The organism is Allobosea sp. OK403, assembly GCF_900113835.1.
Taxonomy (GTDB): domain Bacteria; phylum Pseudomonadota; class Alphaproteobacteria; order Rhizobiales; family Beijerinckiaceae; genus Allobosea.
Window position 1 is genome coordinate 810,701 of record NZ_FOQV01000001.1, and the last position, 26,015, is coordinate 836,715.

General features: G+C 65.0%; 27 protein-coding genes and 1 pseudogene. 22 read left to right on the forward strand and 6 right to left on the reverse strand.

Annotated elements, in window-relative coordinates; all coding sequences use genetic code 11:
* Window positions 1–18: 18 nt before the first annotated feature.
* The 10 genes from BMZ97_RS03440 (at window position 19) to BMZ97_RS03485 (ending at window position 8,655) form a co-directional block, all read left to right on the forward strand.
* Entirely contained in the window at window positions 19–330 is a 312-nt protein-coding gene (locus tag BMZ97_RS03440) for an FtsB family cell division protein (protein ID WP_092165473.1), read from the forward strand.
* 297 nt (window positions 331–627) lie between these two features.
* Complete coding sequence (gene pdhA, locus BMZ97_RS03445; RefSeq protein WP_069693804.1) at window positions 628–1,608, forward strand: pyruvate dehydrogenase (acetyl-transferring) E1 component subunit alpha; 981 nt, start codon at window positions 628–630, stop codon at window positions 1,606–1,608.
* Window positions 1,609–1,682: 74 nt separating this feature from the next.
* Complete coding sequence (locus BMZ97_RS03450; RefSeq protein ID WP_092165475.1) at window positions 1,683–3,071, forward strand: pyruvate dehydrogenase complex E1 component subunit beta; 1,389 nt, start codon at window positions 1,683–1,685, stop codon at window positions 3,069–3,071.
* A 14-nt stretch (window positions 3,072–3,085) separates the two neighbouring features.
* A complete protein-coding gene (locus BMZ97_RS03455) occupies window positions 3,086–4,423 on the forward strand; it encodes a pyruvate dehydrogenase complex dihydrolipoamide acetyltransferase (RefSeq protein WP_092165477.1) in 1,338 nt (445 codons plus the stop codon).
* Window positions 4,424–4,436: 13 nt separating this feature from the next.
* Entirely contained in the window at window positions 4,437–5,876 is a 1,440-nt protein-coding gene (lpdA, locus tag BMZ97_RS03460; protein ID WP_092165479.1) for a dihydrolipoyl dehydrogenase, read from the forward strand.
* Between the two features lie 83 nt (window positions 5,877–5,959).
* Window positions 5,960–6,208 carry a GlsB/YeaQ/YmgE family stress response membrane protein gene (locus BMZ97_RS03465; protein WP_069691545.1) on the forward strand — a complete coding sequence of 83 codons (249 nt, stop codon included), beginning with the start codon at window positions 5,960–5,962 and terminating at the stop codon, window positions 6,206–6,208.
* A 51-nt stretch (window positions 6,209–6,259) separates the two neighbouring features.
* Complete coding sequence (locus BMZ97_RS03470; protein ID WP_244546217.1) at window positions 6,260–6,598, forward strand: GlsB/YeaQ/YmgE family stress response membrane protein; 339 nt, start codon at window positions 6,260–6,262, stop codon at window positions 6,596–6,598.
* Window positions 6,599–6,768: 170 nt separating this feature from the next.
* A complete protein-coding gene (locus BMZ97_RS03475) occupies window positions 6,769–7,053 on the forward strand; it encodes a GlsB/YeaQ/YmgE family stress response membrane protein (protein WP_092165481.1) in 285 nt (94 codons plus the stop codon).
* Window positions 7,054–7,154: 101 nt separating this feature from the next.
* Window positions 7,155–8,159, forward strand: a complete 1,005-nt coding sequence (gene lipA / locus BMZ97_RS03480; RefSeq protein WP_092165483.1) for a lipoyl synthase — start codon at window positions 7,155–7,157, stop codon at window positions 8,157–8,159.
* Window positions 8,160–8,175: 16 nt separating this feature from the next.
* A complete protein-coding gene (locus tag BMZ97_RS03485) occupies window positions 8,176–8,655 on the forward strand; it encodes a type II toxin-antitoxin system RatA family toxin (RefSeq protein ID WP_092165485.1) in 480 nt (159 codons plus the stop codon).
* A gap of 8 nt (window positions 8,656–8,663) precedes the next feature.
* Here the strand turns inward: BMZ97_RS03485 and BMZ97_RS03490 are convergent, their stop codons facing one another.
* Window positions 8,664–9,161, reverse strand: a complete 498-nt coding sequence (locus BMZ97_RS03490) for a CinA family protein (RefSeq protein ID WP_092165487.1) — start codon at window positions 9,159–9,161, stop codon at window positions 8,664–8,666.
* A 4-nt stretch (window positions 9,162–9,165) separates the two neighbouring features.
* Window positions 9,166–10,362, reverse strand: coding sequence for a bifunctional 2-C-methyl-D-erythritol 4-phosphate cytidylyltransferase/2-C-methyl-D-erythritol 2,4-cyclodiphosphate synthase (locus BMZ97_RS03495; RefSeq protein WP_244546218.1), 1,197 nt, complete (start codon window positions 10,360–10,362; stop codon window positions 9,166–9,168).
* A gap of 281 nt (window positions 10,363–10,643) precedes the next feature.
* Between BMZ97_RS03495 and dusB the strand changes: the two genes are divergently transcribed.
* On the forward strand, window positions 10,644–11,585 hold the full coding sequence (gene dusB, locus BMZ97_RS03500; RefSeq protein ID WP_244546260.1) for a tRNA dihydrouridine synthase DusB: 942 nt from the start codon (window positions 10,644–10,646) through the stop codon (window positions 11,583–11,585).
* Here the strand turns inward: dusB and BMZ97_RS31130 are convergent.
* A complete protein-coding gene (locus BMZ97_RS31130) occupies window positions 11,566–11,721 on the reverse strand; it encodes a hypothetical protein (RefSeq protein WP_175525371.1) in 156 nt (51 codons plus the stop codon). The two genes, dusB and BMZ97_RS31130, sit on opposite strands and share 20 nt — an antisense overlap.
* Between BMZ97_RS31130 and BMZ97_RS03505 the strand changes: the two genes are divergently transcribed.
* The 8 genes and pseudogenes from BMZ97_RS03505 to BMZ97_RS31710 all read left to right on the forward strand — a co-directional run bounded on the left by BMZ97_RS03505 (window position 11,668) and on the right by BMZ97_RS31710 (window position 20,735).
* Complete coding sequence (locus tag BMZ97_RS03505; protein WP_092166582.1) at window positions 11,668–12,744, forward strand: two-component system sensor histidine kinase NtrB; 1,077 nt, start codon at window positions 11,668–11,670, stop codon at window positions 12,742–12,744. The two genes, BMZ97_RS31130 and BMZ97_RS03505, sit on opposite strands and share 54 nt — an antisense overlap.
* 20 nt (window positions 12,745–12,764) lie before the next feature.
* Window positions 12,765–14,213, forward strand: coding sequence for a nitrogen regulation protein NR(I) (gene ntrC, locus BMZ97_RS03510; protein WP_092165510.1), 1,449 nt, complete (start codon window positions 12,765–12,767; stop codon window positions 14,211–14,213).
* 286 nt (window positions 14,214–14,499) lie between these two features.
* The gene (locus BMZ97_RS03515; RefSeq protein WP_092166583.1) at window positions 14,500–16,758 is read left to right on the forward strand and encodes a sensor histidine kinase NtrY-like; all 2,259 of its coding nucleotides are present in this window, start codon (window positions 14,500–14,502) and stop codon (window positions 16,756–16,758) included.
* Window positions 16,755–18,122, forward strand: a complete 1,368-nt coding sequence (locus BMZ97_RS03520; RefSeq protein ID WP_092165512.1) for a nitrogen assimilation response regulator NtrX — start codon at window positions 16,755–16,757, stop codon at window positions 18,120–18,122. Before BMZ97_RS03515 ends, BMZ97_RS03520 begins: the two co-directional genes overlap by 4 nt.
* 212 nt (window positions 18,123–18,334) lie before the next feature.
* Entirely contained in the window at window positions 18,335–18,583 is a 249-nt protein-coding gene (gene hfq, locus BMZ97_RS03525; protein WP_069691554.1) for an RNA chaperone Hfq, read from the forward strand.
* 5 nt (window positions 18,584–18,588) lie between these two features.
* The gene (gene hflX / locus BMZ97_RS03530; RefSeq protein WP_092165514.1) at window positions 18,589–19,980 is read left to right on the forward strand and encodes a GTPase HflX; all 1,392 of its coding nucleotides are present in this window, start codon (window positions 18,589–18,591) and stop codon (window positions 19,978–19,980) included.
* Window positions 19,981–20,028: 48 nt separating this feature from the next.
* Window positions 20,029–20,250, forward strand: a pseudogene (locus tag BMZ97_RS31705) (SDR family NAD(P)-dependent oxidoreductase); the annotation flags it as partial.
* A 74-nt stretch (window positions 20,251–20,324) separates the two neighbouring features.
* Entirely contained in the window at window positions 20,325–20,735 is a 411-nt protein-coding gene (locus tag BMZ97_RS31710) for an SDR family oxidoreductase (RefSeq protein WP_280141720.1), read from the forward strand.
* A 45-nt stretch (window positions 20,736–20,780) separates the two neighbouring features.
* Here the strand turns inward: BMZ97_RS31710 and mazG are convergent, their stop codons facing one another.
* On the reverse strand, window positions 20,781–21,629 hold the full coding sequence (gene mazG, locus BMZ97_RS03540) for a nucleoside triphosphate pyrophosphohydrolase (protein WP_092165516.1): 849 nt from the start codon (window positions 21,627–21,629) through the stop codon (window positions 20,781–20,783).
* A 37-nt stretch (window positions 21,630–21,666) separates the two neighbouring features.
* Between mazG and arfB the strand changes: the two genes are divergently transcribed.
* Window positions 21,667–22,086: an alternative ribosome rescue aminoacyl-tRNA hydrolase ArfB gene (arfB, locus tag BMZ97_RS03545; RefSeq protein ID WP_069691557.1), complete on the forward strand. Its 420-nt coding sequence runs from the start codon at window positions 21,667–21,669 to the stop codon at window positions 22,084–22,086.
* Window positions 22,086–22,649 carry a regulatory protein RecX gene (locus tag BMZ97_RS03550; RefSeq protein ID WP_244546219.1) on the forward strand — a complete coding sequence of 188 codons (564 nt, stop codon included), beginning with the start codon at window positions 22,086–22,088 and terminating at the stop codon, window positions 22,647–22,649. Before arfB ends, BMZ97_RS03550 begins: the two co-directional genes overlap by 1 nt.
* A 66-nt stretch (window positions 22,650–22,715) precedes the next feature.
* On the opposite strand, the gene BMZ97_RS03555 is transcribed toward BMZ97_RS03550, so the two are convergent.
* On the reverse strand, window positions 22,716–23,696 hold the full coding sequence (locus BMZ97_RS03555) for a Bug family tripartite tricarboxylate transporter substrate binding protein (RefSeq protein ID WP_092165518.1): 981 nt from the start codon (window positions 23,694–23,696) through the stop codon (window positions 22,716–22,718).
* A 250-nt stretch (window positions 23,697–23,946) separates the two neighbouring features.
* Here BMZ97_RS03555 and BMZ97_RS03560 point away from each other — a divergent pair, with 250 nt between their 5' ends.
* On the forward strand, window positions 23,947–24,444 hold the full coding sequence (locus tag BMZ97_RS03560; protein WP_092165520.1) for a class I SAM-dependent methyltransferase: 498 nt from the start codon (window positions 23,947–23,949) through the stop codon (window positions 24,442–24,444).
* Between the two features lie 70 nt (window positions 24,445–24,514).
* On the opposite strand, the gene BMZ97_RS03565 is transcribed toward BMZ97_RS03560, so the two are convergent.
* Window positions 24,515–26,014, reverse strand: coding sequence for a tripartite tricarboxylate transporter permease (locus BMZ97_RS03565; RefSeq protein WP_092165522.1), 1,500 nt, complete (start codon window positions 26,012–26,014; stop codon window positions 24,515–24,517).
* Window position 26,015: the final 1 nt, after the last annotated feature.

A 26,015-nucleotide genomic window follows, 5' to 3' on the forward strand; every position in this document is an offset into this window, starting at 1 on the left:
GCGTCCTAGCCTGCCGGAATGGTTATTCGTCGCGGTGTCAGATCCGTCCTCGTCACGCTCGCGCTCTATCTCGTCTCGGGCGCGGTGGTGAGCTATTTCCTGTTCCACGCCCAGCACGGCGCGCGCGGGCTGGAGGCGCGCGACACCTTGCAAGGGACATTACGCGGGATGGAGGCGGAGCTCGCCGCCCTGACCACCGAGCGCAAGAGCTGGGAGCAGCGCCTGTCGCTCGTGCGTGATGAGGCGGTTGATCGCGACCTGCTCGAAGAGATGGCGCGTAACACGCTCGGTCGGGTCCACAAGAACGATGTCATCCTGATGGGGCGCTGAAGGCCGCAGATGCCGGCAAATAGTCCCCGACACATCGATTAACTGGATTCCAGTTATTTCTTGAAAACGACGCAATTACAATAAATTAGCAAATGCTGCAGTGCGAGATGGCTCTCTCGCCAAGGGTTTTGCGATCCTCTACAACCAAGGTCGAATGACCCTGGAGGACCGCTGATGGCCGTTGCCGCGCGTAAGACAAAAGCTCCCGCTCAATCCAAGGCCGCCGCGAAGACGGCGACCAAGACGGGCTCCGCCAAGACTGGAGCCGATAAGGGGGCATCCAAGGCGCTCAGCAACATGCCGACCTTCGATAAGGCAGAAGAGCTTCACGCCTATCGCGAGATGCTGCTGATCCGCCGCTTCGAGGAAAAGGCGGGCCAGATGTACGGCATGGGCCTGATCGGTGGCTTCTGCCACCTCTATATCGGGCAGGAAGCCGTCGTCATCGGCATGCAGATGGCCTCCAAGGATGGCGATCAGGTCATCACCGGCTATCGCGACCACGGCCATATGCTGGCATGCGGCATGGAATCGCGCGGCGTGATGGCGGAGTTGACCGGGCGCCAGGGCGGCTATTCCCGCGGCAAGGGCGGCTCGATGCATATGTTCTCCCGCGAGAAGAACTTTTATGGCGGCCACGGTATCGTCGGCGCACAGGTCTCGCTCGGCACCGGCTTGGGGTTCGCCAACTGGTATCGCAATGACGGGCGGGTCTCGTTTGCCTATTTCGGCGATGGCGCGGCCAATCAGGGCCAGGTCTATGAGAGCTTCAACATGGCCCAGCTCTGGAAGCTGCCGGTCGTGTATGTGATCGAGAACAACCGCTACGCCATGGGCACCTCGGTCAGCCGGGCCTCGGCGCAGACCGATTTCTCACGGCGCGGGCTGTCCTTCGGCATTCCCGGCGAGCAGGTCGACGGCATGGATGTGCGCGCCGTGCGCGCCGCCGCCGAGCGCGCCATCGAGCACGCCCGCTCCGGCCAGGGGCCTTATATCCTGGAAATGCAAACCTATCGTTATCGCGGCCATTCGATGTCCGACCCGGCGAAGTACCGCTCCAAGGACGAGGTTCAGCGCATGCGCGAGGAGCACGATCCGATCGAGCAGGTGAGGGGCCGTCTGACCCGCGACTTCAAGGTGAGCGAGGACGAACTCAAGGCGATCGACGCCAAGGTCCGCGAGATCGTCAACGACGCGGCCGAATTCGCGACGCACGATCCCGAGCCCGATGTCTCCGAGCTCTGGACCGACATCACGCTGGAGACGGCGCGCGCCTGAGGGGCGCGCCCGCTTCCGCAGGCCTCTCGGCCTTAATCCCAATCCCCGCGTCTTTCAGAAATCCGGGTGCGTTCATGCCGATCGACATTCTCATGCCTGCTCTTTCGCCGACGATGGAGCAGGGCAAGCTCTCCAAATGGCTGAAAGCCGAAGGAGATACGGTCAAGGCCGGCGACATCATCGCCGAGATCGAGACCGACAAGGCGACGATGGAGGTCGAGGCCGTCGATGAAGGCATCCTGGCCAAGATCCTGATCGCCGACGGTACCGAGAACGTCGCGGTCAACACACCGATCGGCGTGATTGCGGCCGAGGGCGAGGATGTCAGCGCGGCAAGCAAGCCGGCCGCTGCCAAGCCTGCCGAGAAGCCTGTCGAGCCCGAAACCAAGGCTGAGCCGGCGCCGGTCGCCTCCGCACCGCCAAGCGTACCGGCTCAGGCGAAGTCCTATGACGCTTCCTCCGAATTCCCGGCAGGCGCCGAGGTCGCGACCATGACGGTTCGCGAAGCTTTGCGCGATGCCATGGCCGAGGAAATGCGCCGCGACGGAGATGTCTTCGTCATGGGCGAGGAGGTCGCGGAATATCAGGGCGCCTACAAGGTCACCCAGGGGCTGCTGCAGGAATTCGGCGCCAAGCGCGTCATCGATACGCCGATCACCGAGCACGGCTTCGCCGGTATCGGCGTTGGTGCGGCGCTGACCGGCCTGAAGCCGATCGTCGAGTTCATGACCTTCAACTTCGCCATGCAGGCGATCGACCAGATCATCAACTCCGCCGCCAAGACGCTCTACATGTCGGGCGGTCAGATGGGTTGCCCGATCGTCTTCCGCGGCCCCAACGGCGCTGCCGCTCGCGTCGGCGCCCAGCACAGCCACGACTACGCCGCCTGGTATTCGAACGTACCCGGCCTCAAGGTGGTGATGCCCTACAGCGCCTCGGATGCCAAGGGTCTGCTCAAGAGCGCCATTCGCGACCCGAACCCGGTCATCTTCCTCGAGAACGAAATCCTCTACGGCCGGACCTTCGAGGTTCCCAAGAGCGATGATTTCCTGGTCCCGATCGGCAAGGCCAAGATCGTACGCCCGGGTACGGACGTCACCATCGTCTCCTTTGGCATCGGCATGACTTATGCGCTGGGCGCAGCCGAAGCGCTCGCCAAGGAAGGCATCGAGGCCGAGGTCATCGATCTGCGCACGATCCGGCCGATGGACATCGAGACGGTTATCGCCTCCGTGCAGAAGACCAATCGCTGCGTCGCGGTCGAGGAGGGGTTCCCGCAGTCGGGCGTCACCGCCGAGATCGGCATGCGCATCATGGAAGCGGCGTTCGACTATCTCGACGCGCCGGTAGCCCGCGTCACCGGCAAGGACGTGCCGATGCCCTACGCGGCGAACCTCGAGAAGCTCGCCTTGCCGAATATCGGCGAGGTCGTCGCTGCGGCCAAAGCCGTCTGCTATCGCTGAGAAGGGGCTGACCGATGCCAACCAACATCCTGATGCCCGCGCTCTCTCCCACCATGGAGAAGGGCAATCTCGCCAAATGGCTGAAGAAGGAAGGCGACACGATCAAGTCGGGCGACATCATCGCCGAGATCGAGACTGATAAGGCGACCATGGAGGTCGAGGCCGTGGATGAGGGCATCCTGGCCAAGATCCTGGTGCCGGACGGCACGGCCGATGTTGCCGTCAACGAGATCATCGGCGTGATCGCGGCCGAGGGCGAGGATGTGAAGGCGGTTGCCGCTCCGGCCAAGGCCGAAGCTCCCAAGGCTGAGGCTGCGCCCAAGGCAGCGGCTCCCGCACCAGTCGCCGAGGCGCCCAAGGCGAGCGAGGCTCCCAAGGCTGCCGCTGCTCCGGCAGCCTCGACCAGCGGCGAGCGCCCCTTCGCCTCGCCGCTCGCCAAGCGCCTCGCCAAGGAAGCCGGCCTCGATCTCGCAAAGATCCAGGGTTCGGGTCCGCATGGCCGCATCGTCGAGAAGGACATCGAGGCTGCGAAGGCCGGCGGAACCGCCAAGGCCGCGCCGCCCGCTGCTCCCGTGGCCGCGCCCAAGCCGGCTGCAGCGCCGCTGGCTGCCGGTATGTCCGACGAGGCGGTCAAGAAGCTGTTCGCGCCGGATTCCTACGAGGAAGTGCCGCATGACGGCATGCGCAAGACGATCGCGCGCCGCCTGCTCGAATCCAAGCAGACGATCCCGCATTTCTACCTGACGATCGATTGCGAGCTCGACGCGCTGCTCAAGCTGCGCGCGGAGCTCAATGCCGCCGCGCCCGAGAAGGACGGCAAGCCGGCCTACAAGCTCTCGGTCAACGACATGGTGATCAAGGCGCTGGCACTGGCGCTGCGCGCGGTGCCCGAGGCCAATGTGAGCTGGACCGAGAACACCATGCTCAAGCACAAGCATGCCGATGTCGGCGTCGCGGTCTCGATCCCAGGTGGTCTGATCACGCCAGTGATCAGAGACGCCTGCCACAAGACGCTCTCGCAGATCTCCAACGAGATGAAGGACCTCGCGGCCCGCGCCAAGAACCGTAAGCTGAAGCCCGAGGAATATCAGGGCGGCACCACGGCGGTCAGCAATCTCGGCATGTTCGGCGTCAAGGACTTCGCGGCGATCGTCAATCCGCCGCATGCGACGATCCTGGCGGTCGGCGCCGGCGAGCAGCGCGCTGTGGTCAAAGGCGGACAGCTCGCGGTCGCGACCGTGATGTCGGTGACGCTCTCGACCGACCACCGCGCGGTGGACGGCGCACTCGGGGCCGAACTGATGCAGGCGTTCAAGGGCTATATTGAGAAGCCCATGGCGATGCTGGTTTGATGGGAGCCTGACCATGGCTGACTACGACGTCATCATCATCGGCTCCGGCCCCGGCGGCTATGTCGCCGCCATCCGTGCGGCGCAGCTCGGCTTCAAGACGGCGATCGTCGAGCGCGAGCACCTTGCCGGCATCTGCTCGAATTGGGGCTGCATACCGACCAAGGCGCTGCTGCGCTCGGCCGAGATCCTGCATTACGGCCAGCACGCCAAGGATTACGGGCTGAAGCTGGAGGGCACCTTCACAGCCGATCTCGCCGCCGTGGTGGCGCGTTCGCGCGGCATCGCTGCGCGCATGAACAACGGCGTCCAGTTCCTGATGAAGAAGAACAAGGTCGACGTGATCTGGGGCGAGGCGAAGCTCACCAAGTCCGGAACGGTCGCGGTCGCGCCGACGAAGAAGCCCGCCATGCAGCCGCAGGTGCCGCCGCCCAAGGGAGCCAAGGGCGAGGGCACCTACACCGCCGACCATATCATCGTGGCGACCGGCGCGCGGCCACGCGCTCTGCCCGGCATCGAACCCGACGGCAAGCTGATCTGGACCTATTTCGAGTCGATGGTGCCGGCGAAAATGCCAAAATCATTGCTCGTGATGGGCTCGGGCGCGATCGGCATCGAATTCGCTTCGTTCTACCGGACGATGGGCGTCGAGGTCACCGTCGTCGAGGTCATGCCGCAGGTCGTGCCGGTCGAGGACGCCGAGATCGGCGCCTTCGCGCGCAAAGCCTTCGAGAAGCAGGGCATGAAGATCCTGACCGGCGCCAAGGTCACCAAGGTCGAGAAAGGTGCCGACAGCGTCACCGCCCATATCGAGGACGAGAAGGGCGGCAAGCAGACCATCACTGCCGACCGGATGATCTCGGCCGTCGGCGTCGTCGGCAATATCGAGAATCTGGGCCTGGAAGCGCTCGGCGTGAAGACCGATCGCGGCTGCATCGTCATCGACGATTTCTGCCGCACCAATGTGAAGGGCGTCTATGCGATCGGCGATGTCGCCGGCCCACCAATGCTGGCGCACAAGGCCGAGCATGAGGCGGTGATCTGCGTCGAGGCGATCAAGGGGCTGCATCCGCACGCGATGGACAAGCTGATGATCCCGGGCTGCACCTATTGCCATCCGCAGATCGCCAGCGTCGGCCTGACCGAGGCGAAGGCGAAGGCGGCCGGCTATGAGCTCAAGGTCGGGCGCTTTCCCTTCGTCGCCAACGGCAAGGCGGTGGCGCTGGGCGAGGATAGCGGTCTGGTCAAGACGATCTTCGACGCCAAGACCGGCAAGCTCCTCGGCGCCCATATGGTCGGTGCTGAAGTGACCGAACTGATCCAGGGCTTTGTCGTGGCCATGAACCTCGAGACCACCGAGGAAGAATTGATGCACAGCATCTTCCCGCATCCGACGATCTCGGAGACGATGAAGGAAAGCGTGCTCGACGCTTATGGGAAAGTGCTGAACGCCTGACCGAACCGAAGATCGAATCGCGCGTTCACGCATCTTGTGGAGATGCCGGCCGATAAAGGACCGGTAGGGGCTGGAGACTCGTCATGGACACGCGTTCGATCATCGTCGCAATCGTCATCGGTCTTGTCGCAGGCTGGCTCGCCAGCATCGTCGTGGGCGGCGGCGGGCTGATCCGCTACATCATCACCGGCCTGATCGGTGCCTTTGTCGGCAGCTTCCTGCTCTCGGCACTCGGCATCAATCTCGGAATCGGCAATCCGCTCGTCTCGCAGATCATCACGGCGACGATCGGCGCGATCGTCGTGGTCCTGCTGGCCCGGCTGATCGCCTGATATCAGGCTCGATTCCGCAATCCGCTCGACGCGGGAGGGGCTATCGCAGCGATGACCAGCCGCCCGCGCAAACCCCGTGGCCCCGAGCGGATCGTCCCAGATGATAAAGTCGAGATCCTGCCGCCTGGTGGCGGCTTGATGCTCGACTGGCGCGTGTTGGCGCCGACGATCGCGTTAGGCACCGTGACGGGGTTCGTCGCCAGCTTGATCGTGGGCGGCGGCGGGTTGCTCCGCCACGCCGTCGTGGGCGTGCTCGGCATGCTCGTCGGACAGGGGCTGGTGCGGTTGACCGGCTGGCGCCTGCGTACCGGCCATGGTTTTCTCGATGAGATGGCCATGGCTGTATTGGGCGCAATTCTTGTGGTGCTTCTGGCGCGCTTTATCGCGTGACGGCAAATAATAACCTAGAGCATTTTCGAGCGAAGTGGACACCGGCTCGCGTGAAGAAAATGCGATAAAACAAGGACGTAGAGCATTTCCGCATTTTGGAGAAACGCGGAAATGCTCTAGATTGGTTCCGTTTCTGCCCTGTTTCACAATGAGCTGAAAGGTCGACGACGATGAACTCCTTCAACGCCGCCATGTCGGCGCAGCCGGGTTACGGCTTCTTTGCGACGATCTTCATCGGCCTTCTTGCCGGCTGGATTGCTGAGCGCATCACGTCTTCGAACCATGGCATCCTGACCAATATGCTGGTCGGCGTCGCCGGCTCGTTCCTTGGCAGCCGGCTGGCGGAATTGCTCGATATCCCGATCTTCGGCTTCTTTCGCACCCTCGTCGCCGCGATTGCGGGCGCGGTCATCGTCATCGTGGTCTGGAACGCCCTCCGCAAGCCCGTCGCCTGACGCGACATCGGTTCCTGTTGTCGTCCGCCTCAAGGCGGATTAGCTAGAGGGCAGGCGGGGGCGTCGGCCCCGGCCTGCCCCATATACGGAAGTTTTTGAGCATGGCGCTCGTTCTCGATCTGCTGAACCGCGATCCGCGACCCAATATCGGCAATCCCAAGACGGAGGCTTCGCCGCCGGTTGCGGAACTGCGCCATCCCGAGAAGCAGAAGCGGCCCGAGAATCCGATCCTGCGCAAGCCGGACTGGATCAGGGTCAAGGCGCCGGGCTCGCCGAAATGGGCCGAGACCCAGAAGATCGTCAAGGAAAACAAGCTCGTCACGGTCTGCGAGGAGGCCGGCTGTCCCAATATCGGTGAGTGCTGGGAGAAGAAACACGCCACCTTCATGATCATGGGCGACACCTGCACGCGGGCCTGCGCCTTCTGCAACGTCAAGACCGGTGTGCCGCAGCCTCTCGACCAGGATGAGCCGCATAAGGTGGCTCAGGCCGTCGCCAAGCTCGGGCTGGAGCATGTCGTCATCACCTCGGTCGATCGCGATGATCTCAAGGATGGCGGAGCAGAGCATTTCGCCCGCGTCATCCGCGCGATCCGCGAGGCTTCGCCGGCTACGACCATCGAAATCCTGACGCCGGACTTCCTGCGCAAGCCCGGCGCGCTGGAGGTCGTGGTGGCGGCCAAGCCCGATGTCTTCAACCACAATCTCGAGACGGTGCCCGGCAAGTACCTGACCGTGCGGCCCGGCGCGCGCTATTTCCATTCCCTGCGTCTGCTCCAGCGGGTGAAGGAGCTCGACCCGACGATCTTCACCAAATCCGGCATCATGGTCGGCCTGGGCGAGGAGCGGAACGAAATCCTCCAGCTGATGGACGATCTGCGCTCGGCCGATGTCGATTTCATCACCATCGGCCAGTATCTCGCGCCGTCGCGCAAGCACCATGCGGTGATCCGCTTCGTCACGCCCGAGGAGTTCAAGGGATTCGAGGCGATCGCCTATGTGAAGGGCTTCCTGATGGTGTCCTCGACGCCGCTGACGCGCTCTTCGCATCATGCCGGCGAGGATTTCGCCAAGTTGCGCGCCGCGCGTTCCGCGAAGCTCGGCTGAGGACGCCCAGACCCTCATGCCGATGTTCAACAACACCCGCCGGGTGAGGCACTCGCCCGAGCAGATGTTCGCGCTCGTCGCCGATGTCGAAAAATATCCGGAGTTCCTGCCGCTCTGTGAGGGGCTGACGGTGCGCAAGCGGACACCGCGCGAGGGCGGCGGCGAGGTTCTGCTCGCCGATATGAGCGTCGGCTATAAGGCGATCCGCGAAACCTTCACCAGCAGGGTGACGCTCGACCCGATCAATCTCAAGATCCTGGTCGAATATGTCGACGGGCCGTTCCGCTATCTTGAGAACCGCTGGACCTTCAAGTCGGGCGAGGGCAGCTGCGAGGTCGGCTTCTTCATCTCCTACGAATTCGCCAGCCGCATGCTCGGCCTGCTGATGGGCGCGATGTTCGACAAGGCCTTCCGCAAATTCGCCGAAGCCTTCGAGCGCCGGGCGGATGTCGTCTATGGGCGGGGCAAGCCAGCGCTACCCACAGCCCAGGCCTGACGATCGCGTCAGACCGCATCGCGCGCGGCTTCACGCAGCATCTCGAGCGCGGTGACGACCGTCAGACGGCGAATCTCGTCGCGTGACAGAGGCCCGAAACGCTGTTCGCGATGAACCGTCGCATGGCCTCCGGCGCAAGCGAAATGCACCAGCCCCACGGGCTTTTCCGCGCTGCCGCCGCCGGGGCCGGCCACGCCCGTGACGGCGACGGCGAGGTTGGCGGCAAGCCGCATCCAGCCGCCCTCGGCCATGGCGCGCGCGACCGGCTCGCTGACCGCGCCATGGGCTTCGATCAATGCGGCCGGCACGCCGGCGAGCGCGCTCTTGGCGGCGTTGGAATAGGTCACCAGCCCGCCATTGACGACATCGGAGGAGCCCGGAATCGCGGTCAGCGCGCCGGCGATGAGGCCGCCCGTGCAGGATTCGACGGTCGCGACGGTTAGCCCAGCCTTGCGGCAGGTGTCGAGCACCTCGGTTGCCAGTTTGGTGATCTCGGCGTCGAACATGGCTTTACTCCGGCTCCGGCAAGCGGATCGTCGCCGTCGCCAGGGCCGCCAGGCCCTCTCCGCGCCCGGTGAAGCCCATACGCTCGGAGGTGGTCGCCTTGATGGCAACCTGATCGATGCGGATCGCGGCGGCGGCGGCGATTGCGGCGCGGATCGCTTCGCGATGCGGGCCAACCTTGGGCGCCTCGCAGACGATGGTGAGATCGAGGAAGTCGATGCGCCCGCCGCGCTGCCTGACGCGCCCGGCTGCGAAGGCCAGGAACTGCGTGGAGGCGGCGCCCTTCCATTGCGGGTCGCTGGGCGGGAAATGCGTGCCGATATCGCCCTCGGCCAGCGCGCCGAGAAGCGCATCCGTCAAGGCATGCAGCGCGACATCGCCATCGGAATGCGCCAGCACGCCACGATCATGCGCTATGCGGACGCCACCGAGCCAGACATGGTCGCCATCGCCGAAGGCGTGGACGTCATAGCCGGTCGCAACGCGCACATGCAGAGGCGCACCCTGGGAGCGATCGAAGTCCTGCGGATGAGTAAGCTTCACGTTGGCCGGGTCTCCGGGAAAGGTTTTCACAGGATGCCCGGCCCATTCCATCAGAGCCGCATCGTCGGTGAAGCCCGACAGGCCGGCGGCGACAGCAGCTTCGTGAGCTGCGAGCAGCGCCTGGAACTGGAACCCCTGAGGCGTCTGCACGCTGACGAGCGTATCGCGGGGCGGTGTCTCGGCGACGCGACCATCGCTACCGAGGCGCTTGATCGTGTCCGTCACCGGCAAAGCGGGGATGGCCGCGATCTCGCTTTGGAGCGCGTCGACCGCGCGGCGCATGAGCGCGGCGGTGACGAAGGGGCGGGCGGCGTCATGGACCAGCACGATGCCGTCGAAGCCGCTGGCGGCAAGTGCTTGCAGGCCCAGGCGCACGGAATCCTGCCGTGTCGCGCCCCCCTGCACCGGCGGGAGCAGTTTCTCCATCGGCAGATCGGTGACGGCGTGGGCATAGCGTGCCTCATCGCCCGGCCCGATGACGACCATGACATGGTCGATCGCAGCGTCAGCCAAAAAAGGCGTCAGGGCCTGCGCAAGAACTGGCCGGCCCGCGACCAGGGCGCGATATTGCTTGGGCAGGTCTCCGCCGGCACGCAGCCCGCGCCCGGCGGCGACGATCAGGGCGGCGACGGCTGCGCGGCTGTTTGTTTCTGTGAGCACGAGCAATGGTCCAGCAGGGGCAATGGTCCAGCAGGGCAATCGTCCAGCAGGGGATTGGGTGATAGTGGCAAGGCGCTGAATCGCCAAGTCCGGAGGCCAGATGCTCTGAAAACCCATGCGGCAGGGGTGCGGCGATGATGCACCGCAATATGTTTCGAGACCTCTTGCGCTCTCGCAGCAATGTCCAATAAATATGCATAATGGAAGTTGCCTCAAATTCGAGCGCCGACGTAGCGACCCTGCCGGACGTCGCTCCTGTGTCGCGCGCTTTCCTGGCCCCGATGTCGGGTGTCACCGACATCGTGATGCGTCGGATCGCGGCGCGCCATGGTGCGGGCCTCGTCGTCTCCGAGATGGTTGCCTCCGACGAGTTCGTCAGGGGCAGCGAGGAGGCGCGCATCCGCGCCGAGGGGGCCGGTGTCTCTCCCCATGTCGTTCAGCTCGCCGGCTGCGATCCGCATTGGCTGGGCGAGGCGGCACGGCTGGCCGAGGCCAATGGCGCGGCCATCGTCGACATCAACATGGGCTGCCCCGCCAAGAAGGTCACGGGCGGCTGGGCCGGCTCGGCACTGATGCGCGATCTCGACCATGCGATCGCGCTCGTCGAGGCCGCGGTCAAGGCCGTGAGCGTGCCTGTCACCGTCAAGATGCGGCTGGGCTGGGATGATGCCTCGCGCAATGCACCGGAATTGGCGCGCCGTGCCGTCGCGTCGGGCGCATCGATGATCACGGTGCATGGCCGGACCCGGCAGCAATTCTACAAGGGCGTTGCCGATTGGGGCGCTATCCGGGCGGTGCGCGAGCAGGGCGATTTTCCGCTCGTCGCCAATGGCGACATCCATGACGAGGATGATGCGCGCAAGTGCCTTGCCCAATCGGGGGCTGATTTCGTGATGGTCGGCCGCGCCGCGCTCGGCAGGCCATGGCTGGTCGGCGAGATCGGCGCTGCGCTTGCCGGGCGGCCGTTCCCGCAGCTCGGCCTTGGCCAGAAATTCGCCATCGCGCGCGACCATTATGAGGGGCTGCTCAGCCTGATGGGCATCGCCCATGGCGTGCGCCATGCCCGCAAGCATCTGGCGGCCTATGCCGATGAGGCTGTGGCGAGCGGCGGCGTGCCCGATCCCGAACAGCGGCGCGCGCTCCTGACTTCTGACGATCCGCATCTGGTGCTCGGCGCATTGACGCGACTGTTTTCTCCGGAGCTCAGCCGCGCTGCGGCCTGACCGAAAGGTGTTGCGTATGGCAATGGCGTTTTTCGATGGTGGCGGACGGGGCAGGGACGATTTCCTGCTCGATCCGATCGAGATGCAGGCCCTCAATGTACTGCCGATGCCGGTCGTCGTGATCGGCGAGGGCCATGGCGTCCTCTACGCCAACACGGCCGCCGAGGACTTCTTCCAGTCCAGTGCCGTCGTGCTGAAGCGGCAGCGCATCGACGATCTGATCGCTTTCGGCTCGCCGGTGCTGGCGCTGGTGGAGGAGGTGCAACGGCGCGGAGCGAGCGTCAGCGAATATCGGCTCGACCTCGGCTCGCCCCGTCTCGGCGTCGATCGCGTGGTCGATGTCTTTGCCTCTCCTTTGTCCAGCCAGAGCGATGCCGTCGTGCTCATGCTGCAAGAACGGACAATTGCTGAAAAAATGGACAGACAGCTGACCCATAGAGGGGCAGCACGTTCGATCACCGCGCTGGGGGCCATGCTGGCCCATGAGATCAAGAACCCGCTATCGGGCATTCGCGGCGCGGCGCAGCTGCTTGAGGCCTCGGTACCCGACAGCGAACGCATGTTGACGCAGCTGATCTGCGACGAGACCGACCGGATCGTGAAGCTCGTGGAACGGGTCGAGCTCTTCGGCGACGAGCGCCCGAGCGAGCGCGATGCCGTCAATGTGCATGACGTGCTCGACCATGTGAAACGACTGGCGCAATCGGGCTTTGCGCGCCACATCCGCTTCAACGAGGTCTACGATCCGTCGTTGCCACCGGTGGCTGGCAATCGCGACCAGCTCGTTCAGGTCTTGCTGAACTTGATGAAGAACGCGGCAGAAGCCATTGGAATGCAATCGATCGATGGCGAGATCACGCTGACGACCGCTTACCGGCCGGGCATTCGCATGCAGCTCGCCGGCTCGCCGGGCCGGATCGCCCTGCCGCTCGAGATCGGCATCCGCGACAACGGGCCTGGCGTGCCCTCGGACCTGCTGCCGCATCTGTTCGATCCCTTCGTCACCACCAAGGCGCAAGGCAGTGGCCTTGGACTTGCACTTGTTGCCAAGGTGATCGGCGATCATGGCGGAATCGTCGAATGCGAATCCGTTCCTCGCCGTACGACGTTTCGAATTCTGCTGCCTCTGCACCAGCCCCGGGCGCGGCAGACAGTTTAAGGCCTACAGGACCACAGTGAATGCCGACCGGTAACATTCTCGTCGCGGACGACGACGCCGCGATCCGCACCGTCCTCAATCAAGCCCTTGCCCGGGCCGGATATGAGGTGCGGACCACCGGCCAGGCGGCGACGCTCTGGACCTGGGCCGCGCAGGGCCTCGGCGACCTCATCATCACCGATGTGGTGATGCCCGACGGTAACGCCTTCGACCTGCTGCCGCGCATCAAGCGGGTGCGCCCCGAACTGCCGATCATTGTGATGAGCGCGCAGAATACCTTCATGACGGCGATCAAGGCCTCCGAGCGCGGCGCCTATGAGTATCTGCCCAAGCCCTTCGACCTGAAGGAGCTCGTCGCCATCGTCGGACGTGCCCTGTCGCGGCCGCGCGGTGATGGTGGCAGGGCCAATGCGGCCGAGCCGGACGATATTCCCCTGATCGGCCGCTCGCCGGCGATGCAGGACGTCTATCGCGCGCTTGCCCGGCTGATGCCGATCGATCTCACCGTGATGATCAACGGCGAGTCCGGTACCGGCAAGGAGCTGGTCGCGCGTGCGCTGCACGATTACGGCAAGCGCAAGAACGGTCCATTCGTGGCGATCAACATGGCCGCGATCCCGAAGGACCTGATCGAATCCGAGCTGTTTGGCCATGAGAAGGGCGCCTTCACCGGCGCGCTGACGCGCTCATCGGGCCGCTTCGAGCAGGCCGAGGGCGGCACGCTCTTCCTCGACGAGATCGGCGACATGCCGATGGAGGCTCAGACGCGCCTGCTGCGCGTGCTGCAGCAGGGCGAATACACCACCGTCGGCGGCCGGACACCGATCAAGACCAATGTCCGCATCGTAGCCGCGACCAACAAGGATCTGCGTATCTCCATCGCGCAGGGGCTGTTCCGCGAGGATCTGTTCTTCCGGCTCAACGTCGTGCCGATCCGCCTGCCGCCCTTGCGCGAGCGGGTCGAGGATATTCCGGATCTGACGCGCCATTTCTTCTCGCTGGTCGAGAAGGAGGGGTTGCCGCACAAGCAGATCGATTCGGAAGCGATGGACGTGATGCGGCGCTATCGCTGGCCCGGCAACGTCCGCGAACTCGAAAATCTCGTCCGCAGGCTTGCCGCGCTCTATCCGCAGGAAACCATCACAGCGCCGATCGTCGATGCGGAGCTCCAGCCGGCTTCGCCGACGACGAGCTTCTCGGGCGGAACCGCGCCCGAGCGGGCCGAGACACTGTCGGGCTCGGTCGAGCGCCATCTCAACCAGTATTTCGGCGGCTTCGGCGACAATATCCCGCCGCCTGGCCTGTATCACCGCATTCTGCGCGAGGTCGAGCCGCCTTTGATCGCTGCAGCTTTGGCCGCGACGCGGGGCAATCAGATTCGTGCCGCCGAATTGCTCGGCCTGAATCGCAACACCCTGCGCAAGAAGATCCGCGAGCTGGACATGCAGGTCGTGCGCTCGCCGCGCTAGAGCAGGATGCGAAAGAGTGGGAACCGGTTTTTCGCATCGATCCTGCTCTAACTCTTTGATGAGAGGCGGATTCAGATTTCAGGCGGGATCTGCTTGGTGATCGCGACTGAAATCATCCGGCTCTGAGGCTTCTGCGAGGGCGGCCGCGCCGCCTTTCATATGTCGCATTTTGACAACACCGTTGCGGCGGCGCATCTATGCCGCCCGCAAGCTCGGATGTCCGTCCGCGCTTGCTGCACCGGAGTTGTCGAAGAACGTGTCAGCCTCGATCAGCGATGTCAGAATCATGCCGCGTGGGGAGGATCCGCCGCGCCGTGTCTCGGGCTGGCTCGGCGCGATCGTCGTCGTTTTCGCGCTTGTCTCGGCGCTCGTCACCTTCCTGGTGCTGTCAGGCGTCACGCCGATCGCCCCGGTCCATGAGGTGGTCGTCGGCGTCTTCATCCTCAATGCCCTGCTGATTCTGCTTCTGCTCGTCATCGTCGCTTTCGAGACGGCGGTACTGATCCGAGCGCGGCGAGCTGGAGCCGCAGCGGCCGGCCTGCACGTCAGAATCGTCGGTCTTTTCAGCATCATCGCGACGTTGCCTGCTATTCTGGTGGCGGTGATCGCGACCGTGACCATCGAGCGCGGGCTGGAGCCCTGGTTCTCCGACCGGATGCGCGACGCGATCTTCAAATCCGTCGAGGTCGCCGATGCCTACGCGGCGGGACAGTGCAAGTCGCTGGGGCGTGAGATCCGGATCTTCGCCGACGACCTGGCGCGCGCGAAGCCTGCCTTCGATGTCGATCGCAAATGGTTCGAGAACTTCCTGACGGCGCGCGCGACAGCTCTCGGCGTGCCGGTCGCGGCGATCATGAGCCCGCCCGACAAGGTACTGGTGCGGGCGAATATCGACGTTCTGCGCGATGCGCCCAAGCCGGATCGGGCCGCGTTCGACGATGCGCAATCGGCCCCGGAGCCGATCTGTGTCGTGCCTGAGACCAGCCGGATCTTTGGCGCGCTCGTCAAACTGCCGACCTATGACAACGGCTTTCTCTACATCGCCCGTGAGGTCGATCCGCTCGCGGTCGAATTTCCCGCCGTCGCGCGCGGAGCGGCGGTCGAATATCTCGCCATCGACGCCCGGCGAAAGGGCGTGCAGATCGCTTTCGCCTCGATGTACGGGCTGATCGCGGTGATCCTGCTGCTCTCGGCGATTTGGCTCGGTCTCAGCTTCGCCAATGGCCTCGTCGCGCCGATCCGTCGGATGATCCATGCGACCGACCAGGTTTCCAGCGGCAATTTCTATGTCCAGGTGCCGATTCGACGATCGGAGGGGGATCTTGCCCATCTCGGCGAGACCTTCAACAAGATGACCGCGGAGTTGCGCCGTCAGCGCGATGGCTTGGTAACCGCAAGCGAGGTGATCGACCGACGACGACGCTTCACCGAGACGGTTCTGTCGGGCGTCTCTTCAGGCGTCGTTGGTCTCGATGGTGACGGCCACATCACCATCATCAACCGCTCCGCCGAGGGGCTGCTCGGCACGGGTGGGCGGGTCTTCGGCGAGCCGATCGCGCAGGTCGCCCCCGAGATCGCCGCCTTCGTCGGCGACGCGCTGCACGGCCGCCAGCGGCAGAGCGCCGGCCAGGTCGCAATCACCCGAGCCGGGCGCGACCGCATGGTCAATGTTCGCGCGGTCCGCGAAGGCGAGGGGGCGGGCGCCGGGCTCGTGGTAACGCTCGACGACATCACCGATCTGGTCTCGGCGCAGCGCACGGCCGCCTGGGCCGATGTCGCGCGCCGTATCGCCCATGAGATCAAGAACCCGCTGACGCCGATCCAGCTCTCGGCCGAGCGCATTCGCCGCAAGTTCGGGCGCGTCATCGTCGAGGACAAGGAGATCTTCGATCAGTGCACCGCCACCATTGTCCGCCAGGTCGAGGACATCCGGCGGATGGTCGATGAATTCTCCTCTTTCGCCCGCATGCCCAAGCCGTCGCTCTCTCGCGACGACATCGTCGAAACGGTGCGCCAGATCGTCTTCCTGATGCGGGTCGGCAACCCCGAGCTGACGATCTCGGAGAACTTACCGGCGACGCCGGTGTTAGCCCAGTTCGACCGCCGATTGATCTCGCAGGCACTAACCAATGTGATCAAGAACGCTACGGAGGCGATCGAGGCCGTACCGATGGAGACGCGTGGCCCAGGCCAGATCGAGGTCGCGTTCGCGCGCTATGAAGATGGCCGGATCGTCATCGACGTGATCGACAACGGCAAGGGCCTGCCCGCCGATCAGCGCCAGAAGCTGCTGGAGCCCTATATGACGACGCGCGAGGGCGGCACCGGGTTGGGGCTGGCGATCGTGGGCAAGATTCTGGAGGACCATGGTGGCGGGATCGAGCTTCTCGACCGCCCCGACGCGGCGGAGGGGCAGCGCGGAGCGCGGGTCCGGCTCTGGTTCCCCGAAACCGGCCCCGCTGAGGATCCGGATAACGAGACTGCGAATGGCCGCGATACGAACGCGCCCGATGCCCGAGACAAGCGAAATGGAATTGCCGTATGAGCGCCGATATTCTGGTTGTTGATGATGAAGTCGATATTCGCGAGCTGGTGGCCGGCCTGCTGGAGGATGAAGGCTATCGCACGCGCAAGGCAGGCTCCGCCGACGAGGCGCTCGCGGCGATCGCTGCGCGCCGACCCAACCTCGTCTTCCTCGACATTTGGCTGCAGGGCAGCCGGCTCGACGGCTTGCAGGTGCTCGAGCTGATCAAGGAGAGCCATCCCGATCTCGCGGTGGTGATGATCTCGGGCCATGGCAACATCGAGACCGCGGTCTCCGCGATCAAGAGCGGCGCCTACGATTTCATCGAGAAGCCGTTCAAGGCCGACCGTCTCGTGCTGGTGGCCGAGCGGGCGCTGGAGGCTTCGCGCCTCAGGCGCGAGGTTCGCGAGCTGAAGAAGGGCTCGGTGCAGGCAAGCCGGATCGTCGGCCATTCGACCGTGGTCAATCAGTTGCGCCAGACGATCGAACGCGTCGCCCCCACCAATGCCCGCGTGCTGATCAGCGGCGAGCCGGGCTGCGGCAAGGAATTGACGGCGCGCACGCTGCACGAAGCGTCGAGCCGCTCTTCGGCGCCGTTCATCGTCATCAATGCGGCGACGATCACGCCCGACACGATGGAGGAGGAACTCTTCGGCGTCGAGGGCGGCGAGGGCCGCACGCGCCGCGTCGGCGCGCTCGAGGAGGCGCATGGCGGCTCGCTCTACATAGACGAGATCGGCGATATGCCGCGCGAGACGCAAAACCGCATCCTGCGCGTGCTGGTCGACCAGAATTTCCAGCGCGTCGGCGGCGCAGCGCGCGTGCATGTCGATGTGCGGATCATTTCCTCGACCAGCCTCGATCTGGCTCAGCTGATCAGCGAGGGGCAGTTCCGCGAGGATCTCTATCACCGCCTCAGCGTCGTGCCGATCAAAGTGCCGGCGCTGTCGGAGCGGCGCGAGGACGTACCGGAATTGATCGAGTTCTTCATGGACCAGATCTCGGTCGCGACGGGCCTGCCGAAGCGGCGCATCGGCTCGGACGCGATGGCGGTGCTGCAGTCGCATGAATGGCCGGGCAATGTCCGGGAGCTGCGCAACAATGTCGAGCGATTGATGATCCTGACCAAGGGCGACCCCACGGCGGATGTCACGGTCGAGATGCTGCCGGCCGAGGTCGGCGCCATGGTGCCGACGACGCCGTCTGGCTCGGGCGGCGAACGCTTGATGAGCCTGCCGCTGCGCGATGCGCGCGAGATCTTCGAGCGCGAATATCTGATCGCCCAGATCGCCCGCTTTTCCGGCAATATCTCGCGAACCGCCGAGTTCATCGGGATGGAGCGCTCGGCCTTGCATCGCAAGCTGAAGTCGCTCGGGGTCGGTTGAGCGGCGGCTAAGCGCTAATTGCATGTCCGTCTGCACGATACGCAGGCGTCATGCGCAAATAGGATGCGGCATCGCCCTTGCTTTGTCATAGAACACGACGATCTAATGCAGGATCGGTGTTTCGAAGCGGCGCGCTCAGCGTGTGATTGCGAACGAAACGAAATGGATCGCGGGTGCAACCCGATGAGCGATCCCAACAATAGGGGCTACCCATGGCCGCAGAGCGGGCACAAAACCTTCAGGACACTTTTCTCAATCACGTTCGCAAGCAGAAGATTCCTCTGACGATCTTCCTCGTCAACGGCGTGAAGCTGCAGGGCGTCGTCACCTGGTTCGACAATTTCTGCGTGCTGCTGCGCCGCGACGGGCATTCGCAACTCGTCTACAAGCATGCGATCTCGACGATCATGCCGGGCCACCCCGTGCAGCTGTTCGAGCCCGAGGAAGTGGACAAGGCCTGAGCCTCATGGCCGGTCGCGACGGGGCAGACGAGACCGAGAAGACCGTCAAACCGCTCGACGAGATCGAACGCGACATTGCGGTCAATACGCGCGCCTATGTCGTCGGGCCTTATTCGCAGCGTCGCGGCGGCGCGGGCAGCGCGGACACGAATCAGCGCTCCTTCGCGGCACGGCTCGATGAGGCCGTCGGCCTCGCCGGCGCCATCGATCTGACCGTCATCGAGCCGATCCAGGTTCTGCTCACGGCGTTTCGCCCGGCGACCTATCTCGGCAAGGGCAAGGTCGAGGAGCTGGCCGAGCGCATCAAGATCGAGGAAATTGGCCTGGTCGTGATGGATTGCGCGTTGTCGCCGGTGCAGCAGCGCAATCTCGAGAAAGCGTTCGGTTGCAAGGTGATCGACCGCACCGGCCTGATCCTCGAGATCTTCGGTCGGCGGGCGCGCACACGCGAAGGCACGCTGCAGGTCGAGCTTGCACATCTCAACTACCAGAAGAGCCGGCTGGTGCGGTCCTGGACCCATCTCGAGCGCCAGCGCGGCGGCTTCGGCTTCCTCGGGGGCCCCGGCGAGACACAGATCGAAGCGGACCGCCGCATCATCCAGGAGCGCATGACCAAGATCGAGCGTGATCTTGAGAGCGTGAAGCGGACCCGTTCGCTCCACCGCGCCAGCCGTAAACGCGTGCCATACCCGGTGGTTGCACTGGTTGGTTATACCAATGCCGGAAAATCGACGCTGTTCAACCGCCTGACCTCGGCCGAGGTGCTGGCGCAGGACATGCTGTTTGCCACGCTCGATCCAACCGCACGCGCGATCAAGCTGCCGCATGGCGCGCGGATTATGCTCTCGGACACGGTCGGCTTCATCTCGGACCTGCCGACGCAGCTCGTCGCGGCGTTCCGCGCGACACTGGAAGATGCAATCGAGGCCGATGTGCTGCTGCATGTCCGCGACGTGGCGCATGAGGACACACAAGCCCAGGCCGCTGACGTGCAAGGCATCCTGCGCGACCTCGGCATCGATCCCGATGACGGCCAACGCGTGATCGAGGTCTGGAACAAATCGGACCTGCTCGATGGGGCGGAACGAGAGCGCCAGCTTGGTCTCGTCGCGCTGAAGCCCGAGGCCTCGCGGCCGGTGCTGGTTTCGGCCTTGACCGGCGACGGCATCGCCCGGCTGACGGATGCGATCGAGACGCGCATCGCCAGGAGCCGTCCGGTCTACCGGCTGGTGCTGGCGCCCGGCGACGGTAAATCGCTTGCATGGCTGCACGCCAATGGTGAAATCCTGGAGCGGGCCGATGCCGAGGATGGGGCGCTGAGCCTCACTGTAAGGCTGCCGCCGGAGCGGGAAGGAGCCTTTGGCGCGCGGTTCCCGGAGGCGGAGCGGCAAAGCTAGGTGTCCAAGTGCAGCAGGTAATGTGATCTCGGTCGAGGAGCACATCGCATGGTTGGCGCGGATGAAACGGTTGTCGTGATTGGCGGCTCTTCCGGGATTGGCCTGGCCGTCGCGCGGCTGGCGGCCTCGCAAGGCGCGCGCGTGGTCATCATTGGACGTGACAAGACGAAGCTGGAGGCTGCCGTCTCCACGATCGGACCGTCAGCGCGCGGCGAAATCGTCGACGCCCGGGATCGCACGGCTTTGGCAGCGTTCTTTCAGGGACTTGGGCCGTTCAACCACCTGGTTTTGGCGGCTTCCGGGGGCGCGGGGCCGGAGCGTTTCGCGAACTCGACGGCGACGGGCTGCGCGCCGGCTTCGAAGCCAAGTTCTGGGCGCAGTGGAACGCAGCCCAGGCGGCGCTTCCGACGCTTCAACCCGCCGGCTCCATGGTCTTCATCACCGCGGCTTCGTCGCGGCTGGCAAATCCCGGAACCTCGGGGCTGGCAGCCGTCAATGGCGCGCTCGAGCGCATGGTCGTGACTCTGGCTCGGGAGTTGGCGCCAATCCGCATCAATGCGGTATCGCCAGGCGTGATCGATACGGGCTGGTGGGACGACAAGCCGGCCGGCCTGTTTGAAGCTTCCTATGGCAAGGCGCCGCTCGCCCGCCCCGGCCAGCCCGAGGAGGTCGCCGATGCGGTGCTCTTCCTGATGGGAAACGCCTTCGTTACCGGAGTGATTCTCGATGTCGATGGCGGCCTGCATCTGACATAGCGGCCTGAGTCTGACATAGAGAGTGGCTAAGACCGGCCTCGCGGTTCAGCCTGTGCCGGGTGGCGATGCCTTCTCCCCGCGCTTGACCTGTTGCCAGAGTGCTTCCAGCTCTTCGAGAGTGGCGTCCTTTGCATGGCGCCCCTGAGCCTCCAGCGCCGCCTCGATGCCCTTGAAGCGGCGCTCGAACTTGGCGTTGGCGGCGTGGAGGCAGCCTTCCGGATCGGCATCGACATGGCGGGCGAGATTGGCGACGACGAAGAGCAGATCGCCGATTTCCTCCCGGATCGCTGCCTTGTCGCCCAGTGCGAGCGCCTCCTCGATCTCGGCGGTCTCCTCCCGGACCTTGTCGAGCACGAGCCTGGCGTCGTTCCAATCGAAGCCGACGGTCGAGGCCTTGGCCTGGAGCTTCCAGGCTCGGCTGAGAGCGGGCAGGCTCTGGGTGACGCCGGCCAGCACACCCTTCTCCTCGACCTGCTCGGGCAGGCCGGCCGCTTGCCGCGCTGCTGCCTTCTCGGCCTTTTCCTGCGCCTTGATGCTGTGCCAGAGCGCCTTGACCTCAGCGGGAGACAGATCGCGCGCATCGCCGAAGACATGCGGGTGGCGGCGGATCATCTTGCTGGTGACGGCCTCGACCACATCGGGAAAAGCGAAAACGCCTTCCTCCTCCGCCATCTGCGCGTGGTAGACCACCTGCAGCAAGAGATCGCCGAGCTCGTCCTTGAGATCGAGCCTGTCGCCGCGCGCGATCGCATCGGCAACCTCATAGGCCTCCTCGACCGTATAGGGCGCGATCGAGGCAAAATCCTGCTCCAGATCCCAGGGGCAGCCTGTGCCGGGCGTGCGGAGCGCCGCCATGATCTCGATCAGGCGGGCGATGTCGCGAGAAGGCTTCAACGCTGCAAATCTCCGTGAAGTGAGATAGCCTCGTCCCATGATTCAAGTGACCCCGTCCATCGCCATCGACGAGAGCGAGCTCGAGGAAAGCTTCGTGCGCGCCTCTGGCCCAGGCGGCCAGCACGTCAACAAGGTGTCGAGCGCGGTCCAGCTCAAATTCGACATCCGGCGCTCGCCCTCGCTGCCCAACGACGTCGCGGTGCGCCTGATGAAGCTCGCCGGCAGCCGGCTGACGCAGGATGGCGTCATCGTCATCGTGGCGCAGGCGCAGCGCAGCCAGAAGCGCAATCGCGAGGAGGCACGCGAACGCTTGCTCGAGCTGATCCGGGCGGCGGCGGTCCGCCCGCAGACGCGGCGGCCGACGAAGCCGACCAAGGCCTCGAAGGAGAGACGGCTGGTCTCCAAGGACAAGCGCGCCTCGATCAAGGCCGGTCGCTCCAAGCCGGGGGCGGATTAGTGGCGGGTGACACTTCGGGCGTGCCGCGCGACAAGCGGCAGGAGCGCAAGCCGCCACGCCGCATCACGCCCGACTATCTGCAACGCGCCGCCATGCACTATCTCGAACGCTATGCGGCGCCCGCCGCGCAGCTTCGCCGCGTGCTGGAGCGCAAGGTCGTACTGAGCTGCCGCCACCATGGCGACGAGCCCGGCGGGTTCTCGGATCTGCTCGACGACGTGGTGGCGCGCTGCGTCGCCTCGGGGCTGGTCGATGACCGTCGTTTCGCCGAGGCACGCGCGGCGAGCTTGCGCCGGCGCGGCCAGTCCGCGCGGGCCGTGGCGGCGAAGCTCGCGGCTAAGGGCGTGACGCGCGACCTCGCAACCGAGGCTAGCGCGACTGAACCGGAGGACGAATTGGCGGCGGCGCGCATCGCCGCGAAACGCAAGCGGATCGGGCGCTGGGGAAAGGGCGACCGCGTTGCCAGCCGTCAGAAGGATCTGGCGGCGCTGGCGCGCGCTGGCTTCAGCATGGCGATCGCCCGCGCCGTGATCGACGAAGCGGGCGATGAGGATGGGCCGTGAGGCATTGTGCCAGGACAGAGCTCTTGGAGCGAGGGCAGGGCTCTAGGTGCCCCGCCGATCGCGGCCTCATTCGAGCCGGATATTCGCTTCGTTGACGACCTTACCCCAGCGGACGACCTCGGCAGAGACGAATTTGGCGAAATCCGGCCCATAGAGCGCTGGTACGGCCGATCCGTTCTTCTTCCAGGCTTCCACGATCATCGGGGCCTTCAGGGCCTTCTGGAGCTCCTCGCTCACCCGGGCGACGATCGGCGCTGGCGTGCCTTTGGTCGCCCAGATCGCGTACCAGGTCGCAACGTCGTAGCCGTCGAGCCCGGCTTCCTTTGCGGTCGGGACTGTGGCGATCACCTCGGAGCGGGTCGGCGCGGCAACAGCCAGCGCACGCAGCGCGCCGCCGGAGATCTGCGGCGCCGAGGAGCCGAGCCCGTCGAACATCACATCGACCTGGCCGGCGACGAGGTCCTGCATCGCCGGGCCGGCGCCGCGATAGGGCACATGGGTGAGCGGCGCCTTTGCCAGCAGCTTGAACAATTCGCCGGCGAGATGATGCGTCGTGCCATTGCCGGCCGAGGCATAGTTCAGCTTGTCGGGATTGGCCTTGGCGAAGGCGATCAGCTCGGCGAGGGTTTTGGCCTCGACCTTCTTGGGATTGACGACGATGACCTGTGGCGGCTGAGCGATCACGCCGACGGGGATGAAATCCTTCTCGATGTCATAGTCGAGCTTCGGATAGAGCGCCGGCGCGATGGTGTGATGGGCGGCACCGACGAAGAAGGTGTAGCCGTCGGGCGCGGCCTTCGAGGCGGCTGAGGCGCCGACTGTGCCGCCTGCGCCGCCGCGATTGTCGATGATGATGCGCTGGCCGAGCTGCTGCTCCAGCTGCGCCGCGATCGGCCGGGCGAAGGCATCCGTGCCGCCGCCGGCAGGGAAAGGCACGATGAAGGTGATCGACTTCGTTGGCCAGGTCTGGGCGAGGGTTGGAGCCGTCGCTGTCGTTGCGAGCCCGGCCGCAGTGAGCAGCAGCAGGATTCGGCGCGAGATGAACATGATGAGAGACCTCCCATGGATTGTGAAATCGGGCTCTTTTCGGCCATTTCTGAAGGAAAGTGACGCAATCGCATCCGCTATCTTGCAGATTAGGGCATTAGACTGTCGCTTTAGCAAGTACATGGCCTGGGCGTGCAGGCATCGGGTTATTGACTTCCTTCGCCAAGAGCAGGATGCGAAAAAGTGGGAACCGGTTTTTCGCATCCTGCTCTCGCTTTTGGATGAGAGACGGCCCCCGATCAGGAACGACATGAGCCGCCTCGACAGTTTCATCCGCCGTCTCGAGGCCCAGCGCCGGGTTCTGGACTGGGCTGCCGCCGCCATCACGGGGCGGGACGGGCTCGTGCTTGAGCTCGGCCTCGGCAATGGCCGGACTTACGACCATTTGCGCGAGATCCTGCCGGAACGTGTGATCTACGCCTTCGATCGTGAGGCCAGGGCCAATCCGCGTTCGCTGCCGCCGCCCGAGGCGCTGGTGCTGGGCGACATGGCGCAGACGCTGCCGGCCTTCGCCGCTGCCCATGGTCGCCGCGCCGTCCTGCTCCATGTCGATGCCACAACCGGAGTCCCCGAGCGCGACGCCGTCGCATTGGCCTGGCTGCCGGGGCATGTCGCGGCGCTCGCTGCGGACGAGGCGCTCGTCATCAGCGGGTCGGAGTTGGTCGACGAGGCGCTGCTGGCGACGCCTTTGCCCGAGGGCGTGCCGCTCGGGCGCTACTTCGCCTATCGGCGCAGGTCGAAGGCCTGAGCACAGCCAGCTTATCGCCGCAGGAACATTGCAGAAAATCAGCTGATCGCTTTCATTTGCCGGCTACAGATCATTCAGCGAGTGCTTCCTTGCGCGTCTTCAGGATCGCCGGCGACAGGAGAGCGAGCAGCAGGACAGCGACGACAGCGAGCAATACGGCGCTGATCGGCCGGGACAGGAACACGGAGAAATCCCCCTCCGACAACAGCATGGCGCGGCGGAAATTCTCCTCGAGCTGCGGGCCCAGCACCAGGCCCAGCAGCAGCGGCGCGGGCTCGACCCCGACCTTGATGAAGAAGTATCCGATGCCGGCGCAAGCCAGCATCAGCCAGACATTGAACAGGCTGTTGGCGATGCCATAGGTGCCGATGCAGCAGAACAGCACGATCGCCGGGAAGAGCAGGCGATAGGGGATCTTCAGCATCGCGACCCAGAGGCCGACCAGCGGCAGGTTGATCACCAGCAGCATCAGATTGCCGACCCACATCGAAGCGATGACGCCCCAGACCAGTTTGGGCTGTTCGGTCATGATCTGCGGGCCGGGCTGGATGCCTTGCATCATCAGGGCGCCGATCATCAGCGCCATCAGGGCATTGGCGGGGATACCGAGCGTCAGCAATGGGATGAAGCTCGTCTGCGCGCCGGCGTTGTTAGCGGCCTCGGGCCCAGCGACGCCCTCGATCGCGCCCTTGCCGAAGCGAGAGGGATCCTTGGCGAGCTTCTTTTCCAGCGCATAGGAGGAGAAGGGGGGCAGCGCCGCGCCGCCGCCCGGCAATACACCCAGCACCGAGCCTAGCAGCGTGCCGCGCACCATCGCCGGAAAGGCGGCCCTCAGATCGGCCCGGCTCGGGATCAGATCGCGGATCGACTGGCTGACGACGCGCCGCTCCGCCGGCCGTTCCAGATTGGCGATGATCTCGCCGAGGCCGAACAGCCCCATGGCGACCGGCACGAAATCAATTCCATCAGACAATTCGGCGACGCCGAAGGTCATGCGCGCGGCGCCCGACGAGACATCGATGCCAATGAGACCGAGCAGGAGGCCGAGCAGCACCATCGCCAGCGACTTCGCGACCGAGCCATGCGCCAGCACGACGGCGGCGATCAGCCCGAGCACGAGCAAGCTGAAATACTCGACCGCGGTGAATTTCAGCGCCAGCACCGAGAGCGGAACGCTCAGCACCGCGATGATGACGGTCGCCACCGTGCCGGCGAAGAAGGAGGCGATCGCCGCAATGGCGAGCGCCGTTCCGGCCTTGCCCTGCTTGGCCATCTCGTGGCCATCGATGCAGGTCACCACGGAGGAGGTTTCGCCCGGCACATTGACCAGGATGGCGGTGGTCGAGCCGCCATATTGCGCGCCGTAATAGATGCCAGCCAGCATGATCATGGAGCCGGCCGGGGTCAGCCCGAAGGTGAAGGGCAGGAGCAACGCGATCGTCGGGATCGGCCCGATGCCGGGCAGCACGCCGATCGCCGTTCCGATCACCACCCCAATCAGGCACAGGCCGAGATTGTTGAGCTCAAGCGCCGTCGAGAGTCCCATCAGCAGATTGTCGAAGAGTTCCATC

Coding starts and splice junctions, on each gene's coding strand:
- BMZ97_RS03560 (WP_092165520.1), top strand. CDS start 23,947: ATGAGCCGCCTCGACAGTTTCATCCGCCGTCTCGAGGCCCAGCGCCGG.
- BMZ97_RS03465 (WP_069691545.1), top strand. CDS start 5,960: ATGGACACGCGTTCGATCATCGTCGCAATCGTCATCGGTCTTGTCGCA.
- BMZ97_RS31130 (WP_175525371.1), bottom strand. CDS start 11,721: ATGGCCCTCGCCGATCACGACGACCGGCATCGGCAGTACATTGAGGGC.
- pdhA (WP_069693804.1), top strand. CDS start 628: ATGCCGACCTTCGATAAGGCAGAAGAGCTTCACGCCTATCGCGAGATG.
- ntrC (WP_092165510.1), top strand. CDS start 12,765: ATGCCGACCGGTAACATTCTCGTCGCGGACGACGACGCCGCGATCCGC.
- BMZ97_RS03485 (WP_092165485.1), top strand. CDS start 8,176: ATGCCGATGTTCAACAACACCCGCCGGGTGAGGCACTCGCCCGAGCAG.
- hflX (WP_092165514.1), top strand. CDS start 18,589: ATGGCCGGTCGCGACGGGGCAGACGAGACCGAGAAGACCGTCAAACCG.
- arfB (WP_069691557.1), top strand. CDS start 21,667: ATGATTCAAGTGACCCCGTCCATCGCCATCGACGAGAGCGAGCTCGAG.
- BMZ97_RS03450 (WP_092165475.1), top strand. CDS start 1,683: ATGCCGATCGACATTCTCATGCCTGCTCTTTCGCCGACGATGGAGCAG.
- BMZ97_RS03440 (WP_092165473.1), top strand. CDS start 19: ATGGTTATTCGTCGCGGTGTCAGATCCGTCCTCGTCACGCTCGCGCTC.
- BMZ97_RS03505 (WP_092166582.1), top strand. CDS start 11,668: ATGCAGGCCCTCAATGTACTGCCGATGCCGGTCGTCGTGATCGGCGAG.
- dusB (WP_244546260.1), top strand. CDS start 10,644: ATGTCGGGTGTCACCGACATCGTGATGCGTCGGATCGCGGCGCGCCAT.
- BMZ97_RS03520 (WP_092165512.1), top strand. CDS start 16,755: ATGAGCGCCGATATTCTGGTTGTTGATGATGAAGTCGATATTCGCGAG.
- hfq (WP_069691554.1), top strand. CDS start 18,335: ATGGCCGCAGAGCGGGCACAAAACCTTCAGGACACTTTTCTCAATCAC.
- BMZ97_RS03565 (WP_092165522.1), bottom strand. CDS start 26,014: ATGGAACTCTTCGACAATCTGCTGATGGGACTCTCGACGGCGCTTGAG.
- BMZ97_RS03455 (WP_092165477.1), top strand. CDS start 3,086: ATGCCAACCAACATCCTGATGCCCGCGCTCTCTCCCACCATGGAGAAG.
- BMZ97_RS03475 (WP_092165481.1), top strand. CDS start 6,769: ATGAACTCCTTCAACGCCGCCATGTCGGCGCAGCCGGGTTACGGCTTC.
- BMZ97_RS03490 (WP_092165487.1), bottom strand. CDS start 9,161: ATGTTCGACGCCGAGATCACCAAACTGGCAACCGAGGTGCTCGACACC.
- BMZ97_RS03515 (WP_092166583.1), top strand. CDS start 14,500: ATGCCGCGTGGGGAGGATCCGCCGCGCCGTGTCTCGGGCTGGCTCGGC.
- BMZ97_RS03470 (WP_244546217.1), top strand. CDS start 6,260: ATGACCAGCCGCCCGCGCAAACCCCGTGGCCCCGAGCGGATCGTCCCA.
- lipA (WP_092165483.1), top strand. CDS start 7,155: ATGGCGCTCGTTCTCGATCTGCTGAACCGCGATCCGCGACCCAATATC.
- BMZ97_RS03555 (WP_092165518.1), bottom strand. CDS start 23,696: ATGTTCATCTCGCGCCGAATCCTGCTGCTGCTCACTGCGGCCGGGCTC.
- lpdA (WP_092165479.1), top strand. CDS start 4,437: ATGGCTGACTACGACGTCATCATCATCGGCTCCGGCCCCGGCGGCTAT.